At 40.5% G+C, this 22901-nt stretch carries 17 protein-coding genes and 1 pseudogene; 1 reads left to right on the plus strand and 17 read right to left on the minus strand.

Annotation, left to right across the window (positions count from 1 at the left end; translation table 11 throughout):
* Positions 1 to 31: 31 nt before the first annotated feature.
* The 6 genes from WAA20_RS10215 to WAA20_RS10240 form a co-directional block, all read right to left on the minus strand.
* A complete protein-coding gene (locus WAA20_RS10215) occupies positions 32 to 823 on the minus strand; it encodes a histidine phosphatase family protein (RefSeq protein WP_073387772.1) in 792 nt (263 codons plus the stop codon).
* A gap of 560 nt (positions 824 to 1383) precedes the next feature.
* The gene (locus tag WAA20_RS10220; RefSeq protein ID WP_022757957.1) at positions 1384 to 2307 is read right to left on the minus strand and encodes an ABC transporter permease; all 924 of its coding nucleotides are present in this window, start codon (positions 2305 to 2307) and stop codon (positions 1384 to 1386) included.
* The gene (locus WAA20_RS10225; RefSeq protein ID WP_073387770.1) at positions 2304 to 3140 is read right to left on the minus strand and encodes an ABC transporter ATP-binding protein; all 837 of its coding nucleotides are present in this window, start codon (positions 3138 to 3140) and stop codon (positions 2304 to 2306) included. The genes WAA20_RS10220 and WAA20_RS10225 overlap by 4 nt, the downstream gene beginning before the upstream one ends.
* 52 nt (positions 3141 to 3192) lie before the next feature.
* Complete coding sequence (locus tag WAA20_RS10230; RefSeq protein ID WP_073387768.1) at positions 3193 to 4263, minus strand: ABC transporter substrate-binding protein; 1071 nt, start codon at positions 4261 to 4263, stop codon at positions 3193 to 3195.
* A gap of 58 nt (positions 4264 to 4321) precedes the next feature.
* On the minus strand, positions 4322 to 5938 hold the full coding sequence (locus tag WAA20_RS10235) for a nitrogenase component 1 (RefSeq protein ID WP_073387767.1): 1617 nt from the start codon (positions 5936 to 5938) through the stop codon (positions 4322 to 4324).
* Positions 5931 to 7277 carry a nitrogenase component 1 gene (locus WAA20_RS10240; RefSeq protein WP_073387765.1) on the minus strand — a complete coding sequence of 449 codons (1347 nt, stop codon included), beginning with the start codon at positions 7275 to 7277 and terminating at the stop codon, positions 5931 to 5933. The genes WAA20_RS10235 and WAA20_RS10240 overlap by 8 nt, the downstream gene beginning before the upstream one ends.
* Positions 7278 to 7869: 592 nt before the next feature.
* Here WAA20_RS10240 and WAA20_RS10245 point away from each other — a divergent pair.
* A complete protein-coding gene (locus WAA20_RS10245) occupies positions 7870 to 8193 on the plus strand; it encodes a hypothetical protein (RefSeq protein WP_022752779.1) in 324 nt (107 codons plus the stop codon).
* Between the two features lie 143 nt (positions 8194 to 8336).
* On the opposite strand, the pseudogene WAA20_RS10250 reads toward WAA20_RS10245, so the two are convergent.
* The 11 genes and pseudogenes from WAA20_RS10250 to ilvN (WAA20_RS10300) all read right to left on the minus strand — a co-directional run.
* Positions 8337 to 9395 (minus strand): annotated as a pseudogene (locus tag WAA20_RS10250) (branched-chain amino acid aminotransferase); the annotation flags it as partial.
* Between the two features lie 161 nt (positions 9396 to 9556).
* On the minus strand, positions 9557 to 10948 hold the full coding sequence (locus WAA20_RS10255; RefSeq protein ID WP_073387762.1) for an AI-2E family transporter: 1392 nt from the start codon (positions 10946 to 10948) through the stop codon (positions 9557 to 9559).
* Positions 10949 to 11090: 142 nt separating this feature from the next.
* Positions 11091 to 11918 (minus strand): Mrp/NBP35 family ATP-binding protein, encoded by an 828-nt coding sequence (locus WAA20_RS10260; RefSeq protein ID WP_073387761.1) that lies wholly within the window; start codon positions 11916 to 11918, stop codon positions 11091 to 11093.
* Positions 11919 to 11934: 16 nt separating this feature from the next.
* Entirely contained in the window at positions 11935 to 12423 is a 489-nt protein-coding gene (gene leuD / locus WAA20_RS10265) for a 3-isopropylmalate dehydratase small subunit (protein ID WP_073387759.1), read from the minus strand.
* An 81-nt stretch (positions 12424 to 12504) separates the two neighbouring features.
* On the minus strand, positions 12505 to 13773 hold the full coding sequence (leuC, locus tag WAA20_RS10270; RefSeq protein WP_073387758.1) for a 3-isopropylmalate dehydratase large subunit: 1269 nt from the start codon (positions 13771 to 13773) through the stop codon (positions 12505 to 12507).
* A 55-nt stretch (positions 13774 to 13828) separates the two neighbouring features.
* Positions 13829 to 16267: a YfhO family protein gene (locus tag WAA20_RS10275; protein WP_073387756.1), complete on the minus strand. Its 2439-nt coding sequence runs from the start codon at positions 16265 to 16267 to the stop codon at positions 13829 to 13831.
* Positions 16268 to 16415: 148 nt separating this feature from the next.
* A complete protein-coding gene (ilvC, locus tag WAA20_RS10280) occupies positions 16416 to 17435 on the minus strand; it encodes a ketol-acid reductoisomerase (protein WP_073387755.1) in 1020 nt (339 codons plus the stop codon).
* A gap of 456 nt (positions 17436 to 17891) precedes the next feature.
* Positions 17892 to 19166, minus strand: coding sequence for an IS110 family transposase (locus tag WAA20_RS10285; protein ID WP_073390585.1), 1275 nt, complete (start codon positions 19164 to 19166; stop codon positions 17892 to 17894).
* Positions 19167 to 19494: 328 nt separating this feature from the next.
* On the minus strand, positions 19495 to 20019 hold the full coding sequence (gene ilvN / locus WAA20_RS10290) for an acetolactate synthase small subunit (RefSeq protein ID WP_073389818.1): 525 nt from the start codon (positions 20017 to 20019) through the stop codon (positions 19495 to 19497).
* Between the two features lie 430 nt (positions 20020 to 20449).
* The gene (locus WAA20_RS10295) at positions 20450 to 22396 is read right to left on the minus strand and encodes a zinc ribbon domain-containing protein (protein WP_073389820.1); all 1947 of its coding nucleotides are present in this window, start codon (positions 22394 to 22396) and stop codon (positions 20450 to 20452) included.
* Positions 22396 to 22893, minus strand: a complete 498-nt coding sequence (ilvN, locus tag WAA20_RS10300) for an acetolactate synthase small subunit (protein ID WP_073389821.1) — start codon at positions 22891 to 22893, stop codon at positions 22396 to 22398. Before ilvN (WAA20_RS10300) ends, WAA20_RS10295 begins: the two co-directional genes overlap by 1 nt.
* Positions 22894 to 22901: the final 8 nt, after the last annotated feature.

Here is a 22901-nt window from a genome sequence, read left to right on the forward strand (position 1 = left end):
CTTAGATATCTTATTATTGACTTATTACTAATCATTTACTAAATACAGTTGAAAAAGCGCCAAAACCGGAAACAGGCTCTCCTGCTGCATAAAGGTGAGATGTGTCACCAAGTGCCTGAATTCTGAAAAAGGCCTGATTGTGGTATCTCTTTTCCGCATTAACAACTGTAACAGATGATGGAGCCAGGAAAGTCCCGTGCCACAAAGTTACCGGTGATATAGACAGAAGATGCGCAAGCATCACACATTCAACTCCAAGATGACAGAAGAAAACTATAGTCTTATTGTCATCTTCATCCCTTACCTGATACTCCATGATGCCCCTTGTCTGAATATCACCTATCTCTGCAGGAAGATCCGGTTCATCAGGATTCTTATAATCATAGTACTTGCCGTTTCTGGTATATCCGTATGACTTAAGGATATCATCAAGGCCGTTACAAACTTCAAACCACTTAGACTTAATCTCCGGATTGGTCTTGTACAGATCACAGTCATACCACTTGTCTGGATCCAGCATTAAAGGCTGAGTTGTGAAAAACTCCGGGAAATAATCCCACGGAACTCTTAAATCCTTGGTATAGGGATCTTCTACCCTGTAATGAAACTCCTGAAGCCAGTCACAGATCGTAGCCTCCCTGTTAAGAGTTTTAAGCGTAGGCTCCGCCGTATCTTTCGCCCTGCCAAGCGTCGAACAAAAGAACCTGTCTACATCCCAGCTCGCAGTCCTCTTTGCAAGAAGCTGTGCTTCAACTTTACCCTTCTCTGTAAGACCATCTATAGAATAATCCGGCTGTGCATGCCTTATAAAAATCAGTCTCAAAACAAATCCCTCCTATATATCAAAATCAATATACTAAAAACCTCACACCTACCAAAAACACGTCATTCCTTGCAGTAGCGTCAATAATAATAATTTAAACGCTCCAATCATTATATTATTAACATAATCTTTCATCAATTAAAACAAATCAAAAATAGCATCCTCCCATTTTTTTATAGGATTAATAAACTTCCAATAGGTGGCGTGGTATTCTCAAAGGCCTTGTGGGGGATGCGAATCAAGGGCGGGCAGATTATAAATCATTGCAAAGCTTTTAAATGTTTTATAAAATTCATGAGCATGATAGATGGAGCTATCAATTCTGCCCGGGGTCCGTATGTCTGAGCGAAGCGAGTTTCGGACCCCAGAATGGATAGCTCCAGATATTATGCCATGAATTTATAAAACATTTAAAGCGCAGCAATAATTTATAATCTGCCCGCCCATGATTCACATCCCACACAAGGCCTTTGAGAATACCACGCCGCCGGCGAAAACCCCATTAAAAAACCGGACAGATTAGCTGAATAAGCTGATCTGTCCGGGATGTGCGTATTTCATCATACGGGCTTCCACTTGATGAGCCTGTTTTCAAGTTTTTGAAGGAAAGAATTCGCTACCGCGATCACAAAGCCTATAAGGATGATACCTGCAAACACCCTTGTAAAGTCGATATAATCGGAGAACTTCTTAACATAGAACCCAAGACCTGACTTAGCTCCTATCATCTCAGCCATCACCAGGATCATGAAAGTAACCGAGAACTGAACCCTTATACTCTTGATAATCCCCGGCAGTGAATACGGCAGGATTATCTTAAACAGCATTGTAGGCGTGTCTACGTTGAGAGTCCTGGCAGAATCAAGAATCCTTTTTTCCATACCCTCTATACGTATTATCATATTCATGAATATAGGCCAGAACAGTCCAAAGGCAATAACCGAGATAGACGCCATGTTGAAATTGGGAAGGATCGCAATAAGATACGGCGTGTATACCATAGGCGGTATAGGGCTCACTACCTTGGCTATTGGAAAAAAGAGCTCCCGCAGCCTGTCATTATAGCCGATTATAAGCCCTAGGAAATTGCCCAGAACAAGTGCGATCCCATAGCCAATCACAAGAATTTCAAGTGAGCTTAATATATTCAGAAGCATCATCTGATAGTCTTTTGCAAATATAAAGGCAACATCCTCCATTGCCGGGAAAAGGGTCTTGTTGAGGCTGTCAAAGACTCTGGTACTAAGTTCGATGGCAAGAAACACAATATAGATAACCGTGATTATGTCATTAAAGCTTTTTTTGACTATATTTTTGGTATATAGATTCCTACCAATATATAAAAGCCAGATTCCTACCAGTACCGCAATATATACGGTATTGGATTCCACCTCTCTTTTGCCTTCCACCAAAATCGTAATAAGTAAGTTGGCCAGAAAAAGTACTGTCGGTACAGATAATAATATTTTAACAATTCTATTCACACAGCCACCTCTATTTCATGTTCTTCTATGTAGGAGGCTCCAGAACGACCCTTGCCTTCATCTGCATCGTTGTAGAAAAGACCTACAAGCTCATCATGTAACTTTTTGTAGTCTTTATTTACAAATAGTAAAGACCTGTCTCTTAAATTCCTTATAGAAGCAGGGATTTTGATATCCTTGTATGCACCGCCGGGGCTCATGAAGATGATCCTATCTGCAAGGAAGATTGCTTCGTCTATATCGTGAGTTACGAACACCGCAGTCTTTTTGGCATCTCCATCTTTGCAAAGCTCAAGCGTAAGATCCTGAAGCTCATATCTAACCTTAGGGTCAATAGCTCCAAAAGGCTCATCCATAAGAAGGATATCCGTATCCATTGCAAGAGTCCTTGCAAGAGCAACCCTTTGCTGCATACCGCCTGATAATTCAAAAGGATACTTGTCACCGCTGTCAGAAAGCTCTACTCTGTCAAGGAAGTACTGTGCTCTTTTGAGAATCCTTGCCTTATTTTTTTCCTTACCGGCTTGTTTTATGCCAAAGATTATATTTTTTCTGGCAGTAAGCCATGGGAAAAGAGAATAATGCTGGAACACAACTCCTCTGTCTGTCCCGGGACCTTTGATCTTCTGCCCGTCTATGGTCACGATTCCATTTGTGGGTTTGTTAAGCCCTGATAGAAGTGACAAAAGAGTACTTTTTCCACACCCGGAAGGGCCTATGACGCAGACGAATTCCCCTTTATTAATCTCAAGGTCTATATTTTCAAGTACATTTTTGACAGAATTTCCATTACTGTAATTAAGAGATACATTCTGAAATCTTATCTTACCCATAGTGCAGTCTCCTTTCTTTTATATGATATTTCCTTTTATATAATCTTTTTTCTCAGGAATCGAACTCATTATAGATCTCAAGAAGAGTCTTGTAGTTCTCATTGTCAGGGTACTTGGTCAGTATCTGATCAAGAGCCTTCTTGTAAAGGTCAACATTGATAGCTTCTTTGATCCCGTCTGTACTTGAAAGAGCCTGAGCTTCCAGCAGATACTGCGAGAAGTTAAGAACCTTCTGTCTTGCGGGATCAGGAACATATGCTGATGCAAAGTCGCCGTACAGGACGTCTCTAACATAATCCTCGTCCTGAGATGTAAGATCTGTGAAGATCTTTATTGTTTCGTCAGGATTGGCCAGGATGAAATCATATGCTCTTATAACAGCTCTAAGATATGCTACAAGCTGGTCGCCTTTGGTATCTACGGCATTTTGTGTTGAGCTTATGCGGCAGCACGGGTATGCATGCTCTATATCATCAACGTCTGTTATGAGTTCCAGGCCATAGTCAAGAGCTGTTCTGGCACCGTCTGCAGTTATATATCCAACATCCGCTTCACCCTTGGATACCGACTGTATGATAGAAAGGTTATCTCCAAGATCGACAGATGATACATCCACATTGGAATCTATTCCGATCTCTGACAGATAGTGCCTTACAACGAAGTCACCTGTATAGCTTCTTCCGGTTGCCCAGGTTGCTCCTTTCCAGTTATTTAGATCCTTGAATTTGTCTGCATTTTCAGGCGTAGTGATTATGATACCTCCGGCCTGAGCAGATCCTCCTATGATCACAACTCCTCCTTCACCATCTTCTATGGCCTGAATCGTGTTGGTGATGCCAAGGGGATTAACATCGATCTTGCCTTCCTGAAGGGCTACAAGTGAATCTGCCGAGCTTTGAAGATTCACAAGGTTGACATTGACTCCTTCCTCTTCAAAGAATCCCTTAACATATGCTATCGTGCTAAGACTACTCTTAAATGATGTGGGAAAATAAGCTACGTTTAAAACTTCACCTTGTGCCGATGCTTTTTCTTCGCCTCCTTTTCCGCATCCACTTAGAAGAAGTGTTGCTGCAAGTATGGTAACAAGTATACTTTTTAAATATCTAAAACCTTTTTTCATAATATCTCCTCTTTTGACTGTTTTTTATTATTTCTTTTACTAGACCTTTATAAGACCCTTAAGCAGGATTCTCCTCCTTGGCATATACTTCCGAATATGACTTACCTGTATTATTCTGCTTGAAGTCTGTTATATAGTGATAAGGATCCTTGAGATACCATTCCTTTCTAAAGGGAAGTTCTACGTTATCTTTGAGATTTCTTGAGAACTTGCCGTTTGCAAGGGTTCTTTCAACTCTTCTTGCAACTTCAAATACACCGTTATACCCAAAGTATGAAAAGTTTTCAGAAAATAAAGTCAAGGTTGGTATTCCGCTTTTTTCTACCCAGACGCCGGCTCCTGTATGGGTTATGCACAGGTCTGGTTTTAACCTTTTAAGAAGGTTTACAAGCTCTGATGCCTGTGTTGATACGCTGTTAGTAACATTGCCTATACGTTCTCTGACTTCCTTGAAAAGCTCATTCCCGAATTCGTCATAGTTAAAATGCCTGAAGCCAAGAACCTGGATTCCTATATCATTTAGAAGAAGGGCTGTTGAACCTATCCTTAAGTATCCTCCGCTTACAACGGCTGTTTTACCTTGAAGTCTATTCTTTATTGGCTCTACTGCCTTTAATACCTTCCTACTTTCTTCTTCAATTAATTCTTCTGCCTCTTTTTCAAGGCCGAAGAATGCAGCTATATCTCTTATAAAGCTATTGGTTGAGCTTATGCCGATGGGTATAGAAGGTGTTACGTAGGGCATACCGTATTTTTCCTTAAGAAATTCCACAAAATATATATCATGCACATGGCACAGGCACACGTTAAGGGCTGCATTCGTTACATCTTTAAGCTCTTCCGGAGAGTTGTATTCGATAACAGTCCTTACATAAAGCCCTAGCTTATTTAAAAGACGTATCATCTCTTTTTCATCAAATGCTGAAATTGAGGATGCAACGTAGATGTTTACAGTCTTTTTCTTGCGCTCTTCAAGTTCTTTTTTCTGAGCAAGGTAATCAGGGTTGTTATGATCAAGTCCAAACTCGCCATCGTCATGAGTGAACTTGAAATTCCTAAGGACTCCGTGATATACCACGTCATATGCTGAAGTAAATACCTTGGCCATGAATCCGGGGCAATGAAGAGGAACGAGAATAGCCTTGGTCTCATCTCTGACAGAATCTATGATTCCTTCTATGTCATCGCCTATTACTCCGGGAGCACATGAATTCAGAATGAATATACAGGTGGGATTGTAAAGAGTGTCGGCCTTTTTGATTGCTGCCTTAAGAGGTTTCTCGCCGCCAAGTACTACATCATCCTCAGACATGTTACTACTAAGCCAGATAGCTTCCTCAGGATCAAGGCCTCTTTGCTTAAGTGCAAGCTTAAGCTTACTCTCCTGACTGTGATTTTGAGATCCGCACCCTATAGGGCCATGCATAATGATAACTGAGCCCTTGATGGACATAGACAGAAGCGTTGATACTGTGTTCTGGCAATAGATAGCCTGTGTAAAATCTCTGTTGCATTTCTTAAGGCACCCGCTGCAGGCTCCTGATAGCATATCATCAAGATTGCCGCCATAGGCATTTGTTGTATTTCTTGTATATTCTCTGCTTTTGGGCTCTCTGTTATCGAAATCATGCAGGAATTTATTTACATGGATTATATTTGTTTTTGTATCAGACAACTTTCTTGACCTCCCTTGTTAGCTGTGTATTCAGAATGCTCTCAAACAGCGCTCCTGCGCCTTTAAAGCCTGCAAATCCTTTATTTAATATGATGTTAAAAACGGGATAGCTTACAGGAAGAAGCACTCCGTTATATTCCTGAGCAAGCTTATAATCTATGGAACTTCCAAGAACCAGAAGCGGTGAAAGACGGTCTACATAATCCTCTGATTCCTCGTATGGGTGACGCTGTTCTATAAATCTTCTGATTGCTGTTGTATCCTGCTCGAAGATAAGTTCAGGCTTTTGACCAAAATCGTATTCGTCAAGCTTTGAAGTCAGGAGCTCTTCTTTTTCCTGAGTTAGATGATCAGTGATAAAAATATACCTTGGAATATAACCGATCTCATTTTCAAGATAATTGGCATAAGCAAATGCATCTGTACTGTTTGCGATAACTACTGCATAGCTCTGGGTATCAGTATCTGCAACATAATCTGCTATGCGGTCAAGGTAGCCGTAATAGCTTTTCTTCTCTTTATCCACAAGCTTTTTTATATCCCCTATAGAAAGAGAAAGAGCTGATCCTATGCTATATAGAAACTTTTTGGTTGCTGCCGCGCCTATAGGGAGATCTGTTACAAGATAATCTATATCATGTACTCTCTTGGCAGTCCTTGCTGCTTTTATTCCGTACAATGGGCTTACGACTATGTTAAGAACTGCGCCTCCTGCGCTTAAGATGTTCTCATGGCTTTGATCGGGGGTAAGGAAAGTATTAACCTTAAGTCCAAGTTCTCTAAGAAGCCTTGCAATCTCTTCAAGATTCCCTCTAAAGTAGGGATCGTACCCGGGAACCTGTCCAAGGATATTCACAAGCTTTTCATCTTTTTTAGCCTTAGGGATATAATCTTCAAAAAGCGATGAAAATACTTCATCATATCCGTCATAAGCCTTGCCCTGAAAACCTCCTGTATCTATATATCTGACGGGGACATTGTCCGGGTTCTTAATATTTCTTATAACACTTTCAATATCTTCACCGATTATGTCCGTCATACATGCTGACAAAACCAGAAACAGGTCTCCTTTCATCACTTCAAGTGTAGAATTAATCTGTGTTTCAAGGCGCTTGGCTGCTCCGAATATGACTTCCTTCTCTCCTATGTTGGAACTTGGGATGCTGACACCGCCGCAGTATCCTGATCCCAGATGTCCTCCCAGATAGTAAGCATTGGACAATCCTCCGCCGCATCCCTGTGCTCCATGTATGATTGGAACAACGCCGGGAAGCGAACTTATAGTAGCCAGTGCACCTCCAAGCATGCACGAATATCTTGGTCTTTCTATAGGCTGCATTTTATGATCTCCTTTTAAAATATTTCAGTTTGGGTGTACTGATATGTTCATACTGCCTTTACCAGAACATGTCAGTATATATGCCTTTGTTGTCGGTTATTATATGTGTCATACAAACAAGCCGTCTAATATGCGCTCTTTATAACCCGCTATAGTCGGCCCTAAAAGCCGCATAAAACAAGGCTTTCTTATAACAAGCCTGCATCTAATATTTAAAAACTATACATTCTTGAACATAAAGTCCAAGAATGCAGTAAATAGGCCAATTGAGAATGCCTTCGGCATTGGGCCTATTTACCAACTGATTCATTGAATCACGAAACACGCAGTAAATGCGTGTTTCTGTATTTTACGTTCAATAAATCATACAAATGGTATTAGGGGCATGTATCCCGTTGGGAGCGCGTTATTGCGTGTTGTTTTGTACTTTATAATGACTTAGACAAGTTGATGTATTTTTAAAAATTTTGAATGATTTTTTTGTGGAAAACTGTTGATTGATTTTCGTTTCTTGATAGATTATCATATTCTTCGATTCAAAATTCAAATCAGTGATTATTTATGATATTTAAGATTATGAAAGAGGACCATCATGACATCGAACAGACGTGATCTTATTAACGGTCTGGCTGCAGCCATGGGAGCAGGAACATTTGCAGCTACAACTTATGAAGGAACTAACAGATATGATAAAGGAACAGGAACATTTTACTGCAACGGCCATATCATAAGCCCAAGCATAGTCGAGAAAGCCAGTGAGTTCTTTGAAGCTAATTTAAAGCGCTGCGACAGAAGCACCTCCGAAGGCAACGAAATGTACCTGATATACGAAACCGCAGTAGAAGCCATAAAGCTTATGAGAACCACTAATGCTAACCAGAACTCTTCTATTGTTGCTTCTAACAAGGATCATTAAAATAGATATTCGTAATATCTACTGATACAGTATTAAAGCTAAGAAAAAACTTAAACATGCGCTATACGAAAAATGCTCTCCTAGGCCAATCTGCCTACGAGAGCATTTTCAAACTTTCCAATTACGTAAAAAGATTCCCCGCCTTACTCTACTGGAATCTCGTGGATCCAGCCTTCGGGAGCTTCTACGCTACCCATCTGGATACCTGTAAGTGTATCATAGAGCTTCTTGATAACAGGTCCCATTTCATCCATACCGGATGCAAAGCAGATCTCCTTGCCATGATCATTGATCTTGCCAACAGGGCTTATAACAGCAGCTGTTCCGCACAGACCCATCTCAGTGAAGTTCTCTACTTCTGAAAGCTTAACAGGTCTTTCTTCTACGTTAAGACCAAGGATATCTCTTGCTACAGTTACAATAGATCTTCTAGTGATAGAAGGAAGGATAGAATCTGTATGTGACTTAGGAACTACAAGTCCACCATCCTTAGTAACGAAGATGATATTAGCTCCGCCAGTCTCCTCAATGTAAGTTCTTGACTCAGCATCAAGATATACATTCTCAGCAAAACCTTCTTCATGAGCTGTTACGATTGCATGAAGACTCATTGCATAGTTAAGTCCTGCCTTGATATTACCTGTTCCGTGTGGTGCTGCTCTGTCGAAGTCAGAGATCTTAACTACGATCGGCTTAGCTCCGCCCTTGAAGTAAGGGCCAACAGGTGTACAGAAGATTCTGAACTGATATTCATCAGCAGGTTTAACACCGATTACATTGCCTGTAGCAAACATAACAGGACGGATATAAAGTGTAGCACCGCTACCGTAAGGTGGAACCCAGTCCTTATTGGCAGCTACAACTTCCTCTACAGCCTTTAAGAATCTTTCTTCAGGGAACTGAGGCATCTCAAGTCTTGCAGCAGAATCCTTCATACGAGAAGCGTTAAGATCAGGACGGAAAGTGACTATTTTGCCATCCTTTGTCTCATATGCTTTAAGTCCTTCAAAACATTCCTGAGCATAGTGAAGAACACCTGAGTCCTCGCTTAAGACAACCTTAGAATCTGTTGTTATCTCACCATCATCCCATTTTCCATCTTTGAAATTAGATACATATCTATAGTCTGTAGGTATGTAAGTAAATCCGATGTTACTCCAGTCAAGTTCTTTCTTTGCCATTTCCTGATCCTCTTTTCTTAATTTTTCTCCTCAAAAATAGTCAAAGCAACCATTGCATATTTAATATGCTAGGTTGATTAAAATTATTATAATTCCAAATAAGGAACTGTCAAGAATACAATCTTTAGCAATTTACCAAAAATGATTCTTGATCTTTTTTAACATTAATGCCTGTAGTGTTTTTATTCGTCCTTTTTTGCCTGATCATTATCAGATGCTTTATCAATATGAGCTTTCTTGTGCTCCTCCTTGTGTTTGGATCTGAAGATCCTGCTCCAGGACGATGCTGCCTTCTGAGATCTGTACTTGGTACTACTCGGGTCTCCCAGATAGTGGAAGCTTCCATCTTCGATATAGGCAGTATCAATATAGGTATCCTCATCAGTAGGCAGATTGTGCTTGCACAGATAATGATTGGTAAGTCTTGATATAAGGGCATAGATAACCGCAAATACCGGAACGCCAAGGATCCAGCCAACGAATCCCCAGAGACTTCCAAAGAACATGATGGCAAAGATAACCCAGAAGCTTGAAAGTCCTGTAGAATTGCCAAGAATCTTGGGGCCCAAGATATTACCATCGATCTGCTGCAGTATTACAACGAATATCAGAAATTCCAGTGCTGACCATGGATTGATAAGTACAAGTATAAGTGTACCTATAGCTTCACCAATGTAAGGACCAAAGAACGGGATTATATTGGTTACGCCAACAATGACAGCGATAAGAAGTGGATACGGTATCTTAAGGATAAGGCATCCTATATAACACAGTATTCCTATGATCGCAGAATCAACTATCTTACCGGTTATAAAACCTGTAAAAGTTGTGTGGATAAGTCTTGAAGATGAAATAAGCTCATTTGCTATATCTTCTCTAAAAAAAGCATAGGCCATTTTCTTACCCTTACCGCAGAAGCCCTCTTTGGAATTAAGAACATATACAGCAACAATAAATCCGACAATGAGATTGATGAGGCTGTTAATAACATTAAGCGCCTGCATGGATACTATTGTTATGATCTGAGATATATTCGGAAGGACTGTCTCTTGTATAAAATTGTTAATTCTGATATATATCTGATCCGCTATGGAATTAACAGTACTGATAGTCACAGGATCAGATGATTCCATGAATCTGTTGATCGCAAGGTCAACATTTCTGTAATACATAGGTATATTACGTATGATCTCTCTGATAGACTGATATATCTGAGGGATGATGTAATAAAGGAATGACCAGATTACAAAAATGACTATAGCCATTGTGATCACTATAGCTATATTCCTGATGAGCTGCTTTTGACGAAATTCTCCATATTCGTCTCTTTTAGCACCGGCTTTCTCCCATATCTTTTCAAGGATCTTCTGTTCGATAAAATTCATGATAGGCGACAGTATGTATCCCAGAACAAGTCCTGTAACAATGCCTTCCATACCATTTATTACAGAGTGTATTCCTGAAAGAATGTGATTACCCTTAAAGATGACATAGTAAATAAGCATAACAACAAGGGCTGTTATTATTCCGGTAATACTCCATGTAATCTGATCCTTATCAGGTCTGAATTTCAAATTTGCCTCCTAATAAACTTGATATGACTTTACTATTTAATGGTCAAAAGACATTTCGATCTGAGTTCTATCATAATCGAATACGAATAATGACTTCATAGATCATCTACTATGATCATCTCTTGAATCATCATTAAAATGATTACTGCTCTTCACTATCCATTAATGATTTAAGTCTATATACCAGTTGATCAAGATCTTCTGAAATTATATCCTCAGCCTGTCCGTTATCACAAAGCTTTGCATATGAAGAATCAAGTGGAAGACGTCCAAGTACATCTATTCCTTTAGAAGCTGCATATGAATCAAGTCCGCTCTCACCAAAGATTGAAATCATCTCGCCGCAGTGAGGGCACTTCATATAACTCATATTCTCAACAAGTCCGATAACAGGGATGTTCATCATCTTAGCCATGTTAACAGCCTTGTCTACGATCATAGCTACAAGGTCCTGAGGTGTTGCTACAACAATGATTCCGTCAACAGGAAGTGACTGGAATACAGTAAGAGGTACATCACCTGTTCCGGGAGGCATATCTACAAACATGTAATCTACATCGCCCCAGCAAACCTCTGACCAGAACTGCTTAACAACTCCAGCAATAACAGGTCCTCTCCAGATAACAGGATCTGTATCATTCTTCATAAGCAGGTTAATTGACATAATGTCTATTCCCTTACTTGATGATGCAGGAATAATAAGCCCCTGTTCGTTAACCTGCTTTACACTTGAAACACCAAACATCTTCGGAATTGAAGGGCCTGTAATATCGGCATCCATGATAGCTGTTTTAAAGCCTTCACGATTCATTGCACAGGCTGACATGGCTGTTACAAAGCTCTTACCAACTCCGCCCTTACCTGATACTATTCCTATTACCTTCTTAACGTGTGTTCCTTCTGCAGGATCCACTTTAAAATTCACTGGCTTTTTAGCCGCGAATTTTTTTCTTAACTCTTCGTCTGCCATGCAAACCTCCAATAAATTATTTTGTATTTATATAATTTACGAGGCCTCCGAGGTCAATTATTTTCTGCATAAAAGCAGGGAATGCTTGTCCCTGATAACATTTGCCCGTGGTCTCATCAGTTATGATACCACTATCAAAGTCAATATTCACTACATCACCGGAATTAATTTCTCTGGCAGCTTCAGGACATTCGATAATAGGAAGTCCTATATTGATAGAATTCCTGTAAAAAATCCTTGCGAATGTTTCAGCTATAACGCAGGATACGCCTGCAGCCTTGATAGCTATAGGAGCATGCTCACGTGATGATCCGCAGCCAAAATTTTTGTTGGCAACAATGATGTCGCCGTCACTAACTTTATTTACAAAATCCTTATCGATATCTTCCATGCAGTGTGCAGCAAGATCTTTGGGATCTGTGTTATTAAGATATCTTGCAGGAATGATAACGTCTGTATCTACGTTATCGCCGTATTTAAAAACTCTGCCTTTAGCGTTCTCCATATATAATCCTCCACTGATTATATATTGTTATTTAATTTATAATATATAATCAATAATCTTATTCTTGGGTTCTAATCTAATTCACATTATTTCCGAAGGCTGTGAAAGCTTACCTGTTACCGCACTTGCCGCTGCAACTTCGGGAGATGCAAGATAGATCTCAGAATCGATAGCACCCATACGCCCTACGAAGTTACGGTTAGTTGTAGATACACATCTTTCCTTGCTTGCAAGTACACCCATATAACCTCCAAGACATGGTCCGCAGGTTGGAGTAGAAACAACTGCACCGGCAGTAATGAAAGTCTCGATGAGTCCTTCTTTAAGTGCCTGCATGTATATCTTTTGTGTAGCCGGGATAACTATGCATCTTACGCCATCTGCAACGTGTCTGTCTTTGAGGATAGCTGCAGCCATGCGAAGGTCAGAGATGCGGCCGTTGGTGCAGGATCCGATTACGACCTGATCTATAGCGATATCGCCGATCTCATCAAAAGTCTTGGCATTTTCAGGAAGGTGAGGGAAAGAAACTGTAGGTGTGAGCTTTGAAAGATCGATCTCTATCTCTCTTACGTACTCAGCGTTCTCGTCAGCTTCAAATACTTCGTATTCCTTGCCCGGAGCATGTTCCTCAAGGTACTCTATAGTTTTTTCGTCAACAGGGAAAATTCCGTTCTTGCCGCCTGCTTCAATAGCCATATTGGCAATTGTGAATCGGTCATCCATAGAAAGGCTCTTAACGCCCTCTCCTACGAATTCCATTGACTGATAAAGTGCACCGTCAACGCCGATCATTCCGATTATATGAAGGATAAGGTCTTTACCTGATACATATTTAGGAAAAGAACCTTTAAGAACAAATTTAATAGCAGAAGGCACCTTGAACCATGCCTTACCTGTAGCCATTCCAGCTGCCATATCAGTAGAACCTACGCCGGTAGAAAATGCGCCAAGTGCACCGTAAGTACAGGTATGGGAATCCGCACCGATTATAAGGTCGCCGGGAACTGTAAGGCCGCTCTCAGGAAGGAGGGCATGCTCGATACCCATTTTTCCAACTTCAAAGTAATTGGTGATTTTATTCTTTCTTGCGAACTCGCGAACGCACTTGCAGTTCTCCGCTGACTTTATGTCCTTGTTAGGAACAAAGTGATCGGGAACAAGTGCGATCTTGTCTTTATCGAATACGCCGTCTTTGTTAAACTTCTCCATCTCTTTGATGGCAACAGGACTTGTAATATCATTGCCAAGAACGAGGTCGAGATCTGCCTCTATAAGCTGACCAGCACTAACATAGTCAAGGCCTGCATGTTTAGCCAGGATCTTCTGGCTCATAGTCATTCCACTCATAGTGTATTCTCCTGATTCTTCTTGTTGCAAAATCAAAACTACATTCGGAACAAGATCAATCTTGTTCTTCTATTTTTTTATTATTTTCGCGCGCTTTGAGAAAAACAATATATCCAATAAGTATACATACGCCTATAACTGTAACATATAATCCAAGATAGAAATTAGTAGGTCTGTACTTCACTTCTATCACGTGTTTTCCTTTTTCTACAGGAATAGCCATAAGTCCGTAATCGGCTGTAATGATGTCTACTTCCTTGCCATCGACTGTTGCCTTCATCCCAGGTACATTCGGTACTGAGAAAAAGACCAGCTCGTATTCCTTGAATTCCTTGGTCGTAGCTGTAAATCCATCAGCTGTCGTTGTAAACTCAGTGCAGGCAGATGCTCTTCTTGAGTTGCACAAGGTTCTGAACTCATATATATCAATTTCATCATTGCTAATATCTGATGCACTAAGCCTTGTCATATCCCCATGATATGTGTCTGCAACATCATCGGGAAGAATAAGTACCTTCACAAGAGCAAGATCATTATCTGCCGGATCAGCTGCAATCCAGTCAGACTCTGACGTAAAGTAGTCAAAAGTAAAACCCATAGGTATATAATTAGTATTCTCAAATAAGGTAAATCCGTTCATTTCTTCCTCAGTGCTGACCTGTTCATAGTCAAAGGTGCCTTCACCCTCGAGGAATTCATCTTTATCATTTATCCTTGTATTCTCAACATAGTATCTTGCTGACAAAAGGCAACGTAGTCCTGCTCTGGACAGAGGCGAATCAGATTCAACCGTTCGTTTGATACCCGCTGCGCCTTCATAGAAATCAAATATCTGTCCCGGTACAGTTGAAAGGAAACAGTGAATGGTAGGCATCCCCCATCTCATTTCATAATTGGTCGAGGTCGAATCGGTTTCTATCCTGGAAAAAGAACTTTCGTCTATCGTTGGTTTTGTGTCCAGCATCTGAAGCTTCCACTGTTCCATTCCATAGTCGCTTATAAGAGTGCTTCCGTTTATAAGAATGATCATGGTTCCGATGCAGCCTGCAAATACAGTACCTGCAAATGACAGGTTAACTCTTGTCTTTATTTTCCTTGTCAAGAATATGATAAGTATAAGTATCGAACAAAATATCGCTGTTCCAAGTACGTCGCGCCAGAAGATATCGCTATTTGAAGCCATCTTCATGTAGACAACATTGCCATCATCATCTCTTGAAGGAAGAATCGCGATCACGATCAAGAGAATGAACATGATAATAGTTGCAAGTGTACCGGTTCTGATATTCTCGCCCTTGTCTCTTTCTACCATCTCACAGGTCACAAGGCTCATGATGAGTATTGGCATATAAAACCATCTTGCGTAGTACTGTGAGTTAAATAGAGAAAACATGGAGTTAAGTACCGGAATAAAAGCTATTACCAAAGATGCAACAAGCATCCTCTTTTTCCAGTCAGACTTCCCTTTAAGAGCCTTGAAATAGGCTATAACTCCGGCAAGTCCGAACATCGGAAGGTATACAGCAAGTGATGCATTCTTAACGCCTGATGTAAAGAACAGGGTTCCTCTTCCGATGATGTCAGGAAGCATTATCATGCTCTTTAGTATATCCCAGTACATGTACCCGCTTGAATATACGACCACATCGTATCCCATCAGGATATTGTCAAGACGGCTGTTACCAAGAACACCGTTTGATGCAAGAACCAAAAAGAGTCCTGCTATCATAACTCCGACACATCCTGCCGTCACAAGTCTTAAGAGATTCTTGAAGATATCGCCAATTTTCCTGCCCGGAATGTATCTAAGCAGAAAATACAGCGCAAGGAATATGACCTGTCCGAAGAAGAAATAATAGTTAACAATGCTACAAACGCAGGTCATAACTGCAAAGAATATCCATCTGGATCTGCTTGGTTCAAACTTTGACTGACCCTTATCAAAATCACAGAGATCTTCAAATGCGATCATTAGTAATGGGAAAAAAGCTACTGCATCCGTAAAGTGATTGAACACTATATTGGTTGCGTTGAATCCGCAAAATGCAAAGAGGATCGCGCCAAGCTGAGCTGCCCTGTTGGTCTTTGTATACCTTCTCATATAGAGGAAGGCATTGGCCGCTGCTACACCGTATTTGAGTGCCATCAGAAATGGCATCATATATGGAAGCCAGTTTTCAGGGAAAGGTATTGTGATCCAGAAGAATGGACTACCCATCAGATAAAAAGACAGATCAGCGATCAAATCTCCGCCGAGGTCAAGATTCCAGTTCCAAAACAGTTGTCCATTTCTTATAGCTCTGTGTGCAAGGATATAAAAAGGAACCTGCTGAACATTATAATCACCATAATAAAAGAATAATCCGTTATGTTTGATGATGACATATAATGCCGCCAGAACATACATTAAAGCGCCAAGGAAAAACATGCAAAACCACATTCGGCACTTGCCAAATTCAGGTTTGTTATTGTCTGCTACGTAATTATTGTCCACTTGTATATAGTCTCCCCATAGATTACTGAAATAAAAGCCAACTATATAATAAATATATCTGCCTTTTATTAAAGAGGTGTCACCAACAAGGTGCCACCTCTTTAGTTTAACGTAATCCTGCGACTTTTACAATGTAAGCCCTATGAAATTAGTTGTTAACAAGCTTGTCGCTTTCGTTGTTCCAGCTGTAAAGCTTTCTGATCTCTGTTCCAACTACTTCTGAAGGATGAGCAGCTGCTTTCTTCTTCATAGCCTGGAAGTGGATCTGGCCATTCTTCATATCCTGAATGAACTCTGAAGCGAATGTTCCGTCCTGGATATCAGAAAGGACCTTCTTCATAGCCTTCTTAGTCTCAGGTGTGATGATTTTAGGACCTGTTACATAGTCACCGTACTCAGCTGTGTTAGAGATTGAATATCTCATTCCTTCGAAACCTGACTGATAGATAAGGTCTACGATGAGCTTCATCTCGTGGATACACTCAAAGTATGCATTTCTTGGATCATAACCAGCTTCGCAAAGTGTCTCGAAACCTGTCTGCATAAGTGCGCAAACACCGCCGCAAAGAACAGCCTGCTCACCGAAAAGGTCAGTCTCTGTCTCTGTCTTGAATGTTGTCTCAAGGATACCAGCTCTAGCTCCGCCGATACCAGCACCATAAGCAAGTGCAAGATCAAGAGCCTTACCTGTTGCATCCTGCTCTACAGCTACAAGACAAGGAGTTCCCTTACCAGCCTGATACTCAGAACGAACTGTGTGACCAGGAGCCTTAGGAGCGATCATAGTAACGTCAACATCCTTTGGTGGCTGGATGAGCTTGTAGTTGATATTGAAACCATGTGCGAACATGAGCATGTTACCAGCTTCAAGATTAGGAGCAACATCCTGCTTGTACATATCAGCCTGCTTCTCATCGTTGATGAGGATCATGATTATATCAGCCCACTTTGCAGCATCTGCTGTATTCATAACTGTGAGTCCCTGAGACTCAGCTTTAGCCTTGGACTTAGAACCTTCATAAAGACCGATTCTTACATCACAGCCTGACTCCTTAAGGTTAAGTGCATGAGCATGGCCCTGTGAACCATAACCGATAATAGCAATCTTCTTACCCTCAAGCAGTGAAAGGTTACAATCTTCCTGATAAAAAATTCTTGCTTCTGACATAATAAAATCCTCTCTATACTTTCTTATATATTTTGCACAAAAGAACCAGCATTTAAGCCTTCTGTGCAATTGGTTAATAAGTTACAAACAATGATAAGCAATAAATAATGGGCGAAAACTATGTCATTTCAGGTACAATGCATATGTGTTTCCAGTCAGAAGGGTGCACGAAAGATAACGTCATCCTTTTTATGAAGGCGAATCTGTGTCCCATTCTTCCCTATGGCTGCTAACCTCTCATGTCTAACAGGATCGTACTCCCGTAGGAGTGTCCTAAATTCCTTCGTCCAGCCTACCCATAGTGGGGTGCCGCCTCTGCTCCATTCCAGGGTCATGCCCTATATAGTATGTCTTAGCGGCTTCGCTCTGCTTTGTCATTGCTAGAGAGCACTCCTGTAATCCAGCACCAATTGAACTCTTGGCGGACGTTGTCTGGTACAGTATGTGCTGTTTTAATTAGGCTGCTTCCGGTCTGATGATGTCCCTTCGGAACTTTTCTTCATCAAAGTCACAACCTGTCTGTAGTATTACATAGAACACTCTGATAGCCTTACATGCAACTGCTATCTTTGCCTGCATTCCTCCAAGAGGATTTCTTGTTCTGTTCCTGTAATAAAGGAATACATCTTGAAATGCAGGATTCCAGTTCATCAGTGCACGAGCCGATTCATACATTGTTCTACGTAACTTTCTTCTGCCCCTCTTACTGATTCTTGGCTGCCCTTTTTTCTTTCCAGAACTCTTTTTGACTATCTCTAGCCCTGCAAGCTTCTGTATCTGCTTTGGGTCAGTGAAACGTCCGATATCACCAACCTCTGCTATAAAGCCAATCACAGTACTCATCCCTACTCCTTTAATGGCGAGCAGTTTCTCCACATTCGGTACTTCTTTTACTTTTTCCTCCAGGTATTCATCAAGTCTTTTGAGCTGTTCTGCCTTCAGTATATAGTCATTCACAAGAACCCAAATCTCGAGTCTTGCAGCCTCACCAGCTTCTAAACCTACACTTTCCTGTGCAGCTTCTACCAGGGTCTGAGCCCTCTTTAGCCCTGCTGCACGTACCTTTGCATCACGCCATATCTGATTGATTCCACCTGCCCCAATTTTTAGGATATCCTGTGGAAGTGGTGCACTCTTTAAAAGCATAAGTCCACTTGTTGAATCCCAATCGGAATAACAATCCAGATACTCAGGAAAGAATTTTTGCAACCATCCCTGTATCTGATTAGACAGACGCACATGCTGCTTCATGATCTGGTCTCTACACACAGAGGCTTCTCTAATCTCCGCATATACTCCTTCCGGCAGATAAGAAGTTGAATATCTTCCTTCTTTAACCAACATAGCAATTGTTTTAGGATCCTTTAGATCACTCTTTTCTGGGCTGTTATCATCCAGTTCTTTGCTTCTATTTACAGTAAATGGATTTACTGTTACAAGCTTTACATCATGATCCTGTAAAAACTTCTGAAACGTAAGCCAGTAGCAACCAGTAGGCTCGCAGCCAACAATAACCTTCTTCATTTCGGTCTTATTCATGAGTTCCTCAGTCCATCGAAGGAATGTAAGGAATCCCATTCGGTCGTTACTAAACTTAAACACTCTTCTGGATAGCTCAAATCCCCTCCAGTCAAACGCTCTACAGAAATGTGTCTGTGATCCAACATCAACCCCAACAATCAATGTATTTGCCGTAACTTGCTTAAGTCTGTCATTCTGTGTAAAATTCATTTTGAGAAACCTCCGGTTAGCATAAGATGTTTTTTCATCCGCCAAGATGAACACCTTTATCTTACTTAGAGGTTTCTTTTTATTCAATTGGCGTTATTTCTGAATTACAGGAATGCTCCATCCTTTTTAATATGATCGGCTGTATTAAAATATAGTCGAAATGTCAATTTATATCTATCAACACGGGTAAATATCAACATTTATAGATATATCAAATATTTATAAATACTCGTAAAGATATTCTTTTTTATAACGCCTGAACTTATCTATATCTCTGATCTTATACGTAATCATTGGGTAAGATCATAAATCAATAAGATCTTTAGTATTATTCATCGAGATATACCACGTTCTCGATTCCTCTTCCAAGACCTGCAAGGCCTGTACGTGCAAGCTCTAAGATAGTGTATCCGTCAAGGAGCTTAAGGAATGCGTCGATCTTGTCTTGTCCACCTGTGATCTCGATGATAAGACTTTCATTGGATACATCTACGATATTGCCTCTGAATACGTTAGCAATAGCAATGATCTGCTGTCTCTGGTCTACGTCTGCCTTAACCTTGACAAGTGCAAGCTCTCTGTAAACTGAATCACCAGGCTTAAGCTCATGTATGTCTCGTACATCAACAAGCTTTGCAACCTGCTTCTCAATCTGCTCGAGAATGTCATCATCACCTGAAGCAACGATGGTGATCCTTGTGAATCTCGGGTCAGCTGTTGTACCAGCTGTGATACTTTCAATGTTATATCCTCTTCTGGAAAAGAGTCCGGATATTCTGCTAAGGGTTCCTGATGTGTTATCAACGAGAAGCTGGAACACCTTTTTATATGTCTTAACCTCAGTATCTGCCATATTCCTTTACCTCTTTAAAGTGTGAAATATTATATTGAATAATGGTGAAATTTTGATCCCCAAACATCAATTTAGGTCAATTATATCCGTGCAATTTTAATGCGTCAATATGAAGAATTTAATGACTTTATCATTACAAAATTAATATTATCGTATTACCGTTTACTTTGCAACGTCGTCTCATGGGTCATTGACCATGCAATACATTATCACTTTAAACCATAAAAGTCAAGCTTATTTTGCAGCCTTTGAACGACTTATTCTATTTCTAAATGCCCAAAAATAAATGACAGAAAAAAATAAACGGAAGAAAAAAGCTGCCGTTACGCCAGTTCGTAACGACAGCTTTGTAGATTGCATTATATACCGGCTTATTGCCAGTTTTTTTACCAATAAGATCTAATGATCATTGATTCACAAGTTCTTGGTTTTAAAACTCAAGTGATTCAAGAAGGTGATAATACTGAGCAAGGTACTCAGAATTTTCAATATCCTCTGATATGAAGATTACGATACCGATTCCAGATCCGCCTGTTTCAAATACCATGATATCCATTTCCATATCCGAACCATCAACAGGTCCTCTTACGTTCTCAGCGTATCCTCCGTTAACAGTACCCTTCTTTATATCTTTCTCATCATAAGAAACTCCATATGAATCTGCAACGTAGATAAGAACGCTATCAATTCCCTGTTTGAGCTGGGAATCTGTCAGGCTTGTAGTATCAACTTCTGAGTACATTACGAGAATACCGGACATTGCATTCTTATCAGGAGCATAAATATATCCGGACATATCATCTGACATATCTACTTCCTGTCCATACCAGTCTTCCGGTACTTCATATGTCAGAGCTCCGTATGTATCAGTTATATACTTGGTCTTGTCATCTTCTGTTACATCATCATCTGTATCAGTAAAGTCGAAATCGCCCATCTCAAGGAGACCGCCAAGATACAGCATGAAACTGGTGTATACGTTAACTGTCTCATCATCAAGATCTTCAAAATCAGGATCGATATCTACGCCTGTATCAAACTCTACAAATGTAAGTGAGTACTCAAGCTTATCCATTGTAAACTCGATATCATCTGCGCCTGTATATGTTCTTAATGAATCCTGTAAAGGCTCATCCTGGATATCAGTAAACTCTGTCTCAACCTTCACAAGCTGAGCATCCTCTTTTGAAACATAAATAGTTACTGTGCAAAGATCAGTATCTCCATTGTAAATACCTGAAATAGGAGAAAATACGCCGCTGATACCGCCCTGATCATAGGTATCTTCGCTGACATAAACGTAGCACTCAACACCGTCAACTTTTTCTGTCTTATCCTGAAGCTCAGCCTTATAGACATCATAATCATAAAAACCTAAGAGCTCAGTTACAACCTCGCTTTCAGATGCAACATATCTTTCGCCTGTATCATATTCAATACCGGAAACATACGAACCTGAAATATCACCACGGAATACTGAGATCTCCTGATCAAATTCAACTCCAAGGATCTCTCTTGAAACAGTACCCTCTGCCAATTCTAAAGCATCAGCATCAGAGTTCTTTGCGTTTACATCATAATCTGTAACGATCTTAAATTCTGCAGACTCAACTACGTCACCGGATACGCCTTCATCAGGAGCTGCCATTGTACATTCCATTACATAAGAGAACTCTGTTGTCATATCCTTGACTTTTGAAAGATTCTCACAGGCAAGCTCAAGAGCTTCTTCTCCTGAGATTTCTTCCTCTTCAGGTTCTGTAGTTGCTTCTGTTGCAGCATTTGAACTGTCATCCTTCTTCTCTTCTTCCTCTGTAGAAGCGGATGTAGCTACATCGATCTTCTTGTCGTCATCATCATCTTTTTTCTTAGCCTTATCTGCACTTATGAAATGATAAGCTGCTGCAGATCCTCCGATAACAAGAACAAGGATCACTGAAACTATTGCAGCGATGATACCCTTTTTGCTCTTCTTAGGCGGCTGAGGCTGCTGATTCATCGGGCCATAAGCACCGTATTGCATGTTGGGATTCTGAGCACCAAACTGTTGGGCACCATACTGATTATTGTTGTAATACTGGTTATTATCAAACTGACCACCGCTGTACTGGTTATTATCAAACTGATTAAACTGCCCGCCATACTGATTAGTATTCTGACCGCCATAAAACTGACCATTATCAGGCTGGCTCATACCCTGACCATTACCAAGAGGATCATATCCTCCAAAGCTCTGACCGCCCATACCGGTTGCAGCGTCATTCATTCCCCCGTTAATTGCATCATTCCCCTTTTGTTCTTTACTGATATCTGCTCCGCAGAAACCACAGAACTTGCTTCCATCCGGAAGTTCTTTTCCACAATTAGGACAAAACATTACTTCCCTCCATTCTCATTTTCAACACATTTCGTCAAGGCCAGAGTTCCTGTACGAGCCACTTCCACAATAGAGATCCCTCTCAGCATAGAAAGAAGAAGCTGTGAACGCTCCGGGACATCGCAGATTTGGATCATCATATAGGATTTAGACATATCCACGATCTGTGCCTTCATGATGTCACAGTTTTCTATTATATCACGTCTGTTGGATTTGTTGTACTTAACCTTTATGAGCATAAGTTCTCTGCTTATGGATGCAGGCTCATCGAAGGTTTTGACCTTGATGATATCAAGCTTTTTGTTGAGCTGCTTCTCAACCTGCTCAAGGATAGCCTTGTCGCCGCTTGATACAATTGTCATTCTCGATACAGTCGGATCTTCCGTCTCACCAACTGTAAGAGAATCAATGTTAAAAGATCTTCTTGAAAAAAGACCTGCAACTTTTGAAAGAACACCTGTTCTGTTTTCAACAAGAACTGAATATATCTTTTTCATAAGTAATC

Source organism: Butyrivibrio fibrisolvens, from assembly GCF_037113525.1.
GTDB classification, from domain to species: Bacteria; Bacillota; Clostridia; order Lachnospirales; family Lachnospiraceae; genus Butyrivibrio; species Butyrivibrio fibrisolvens.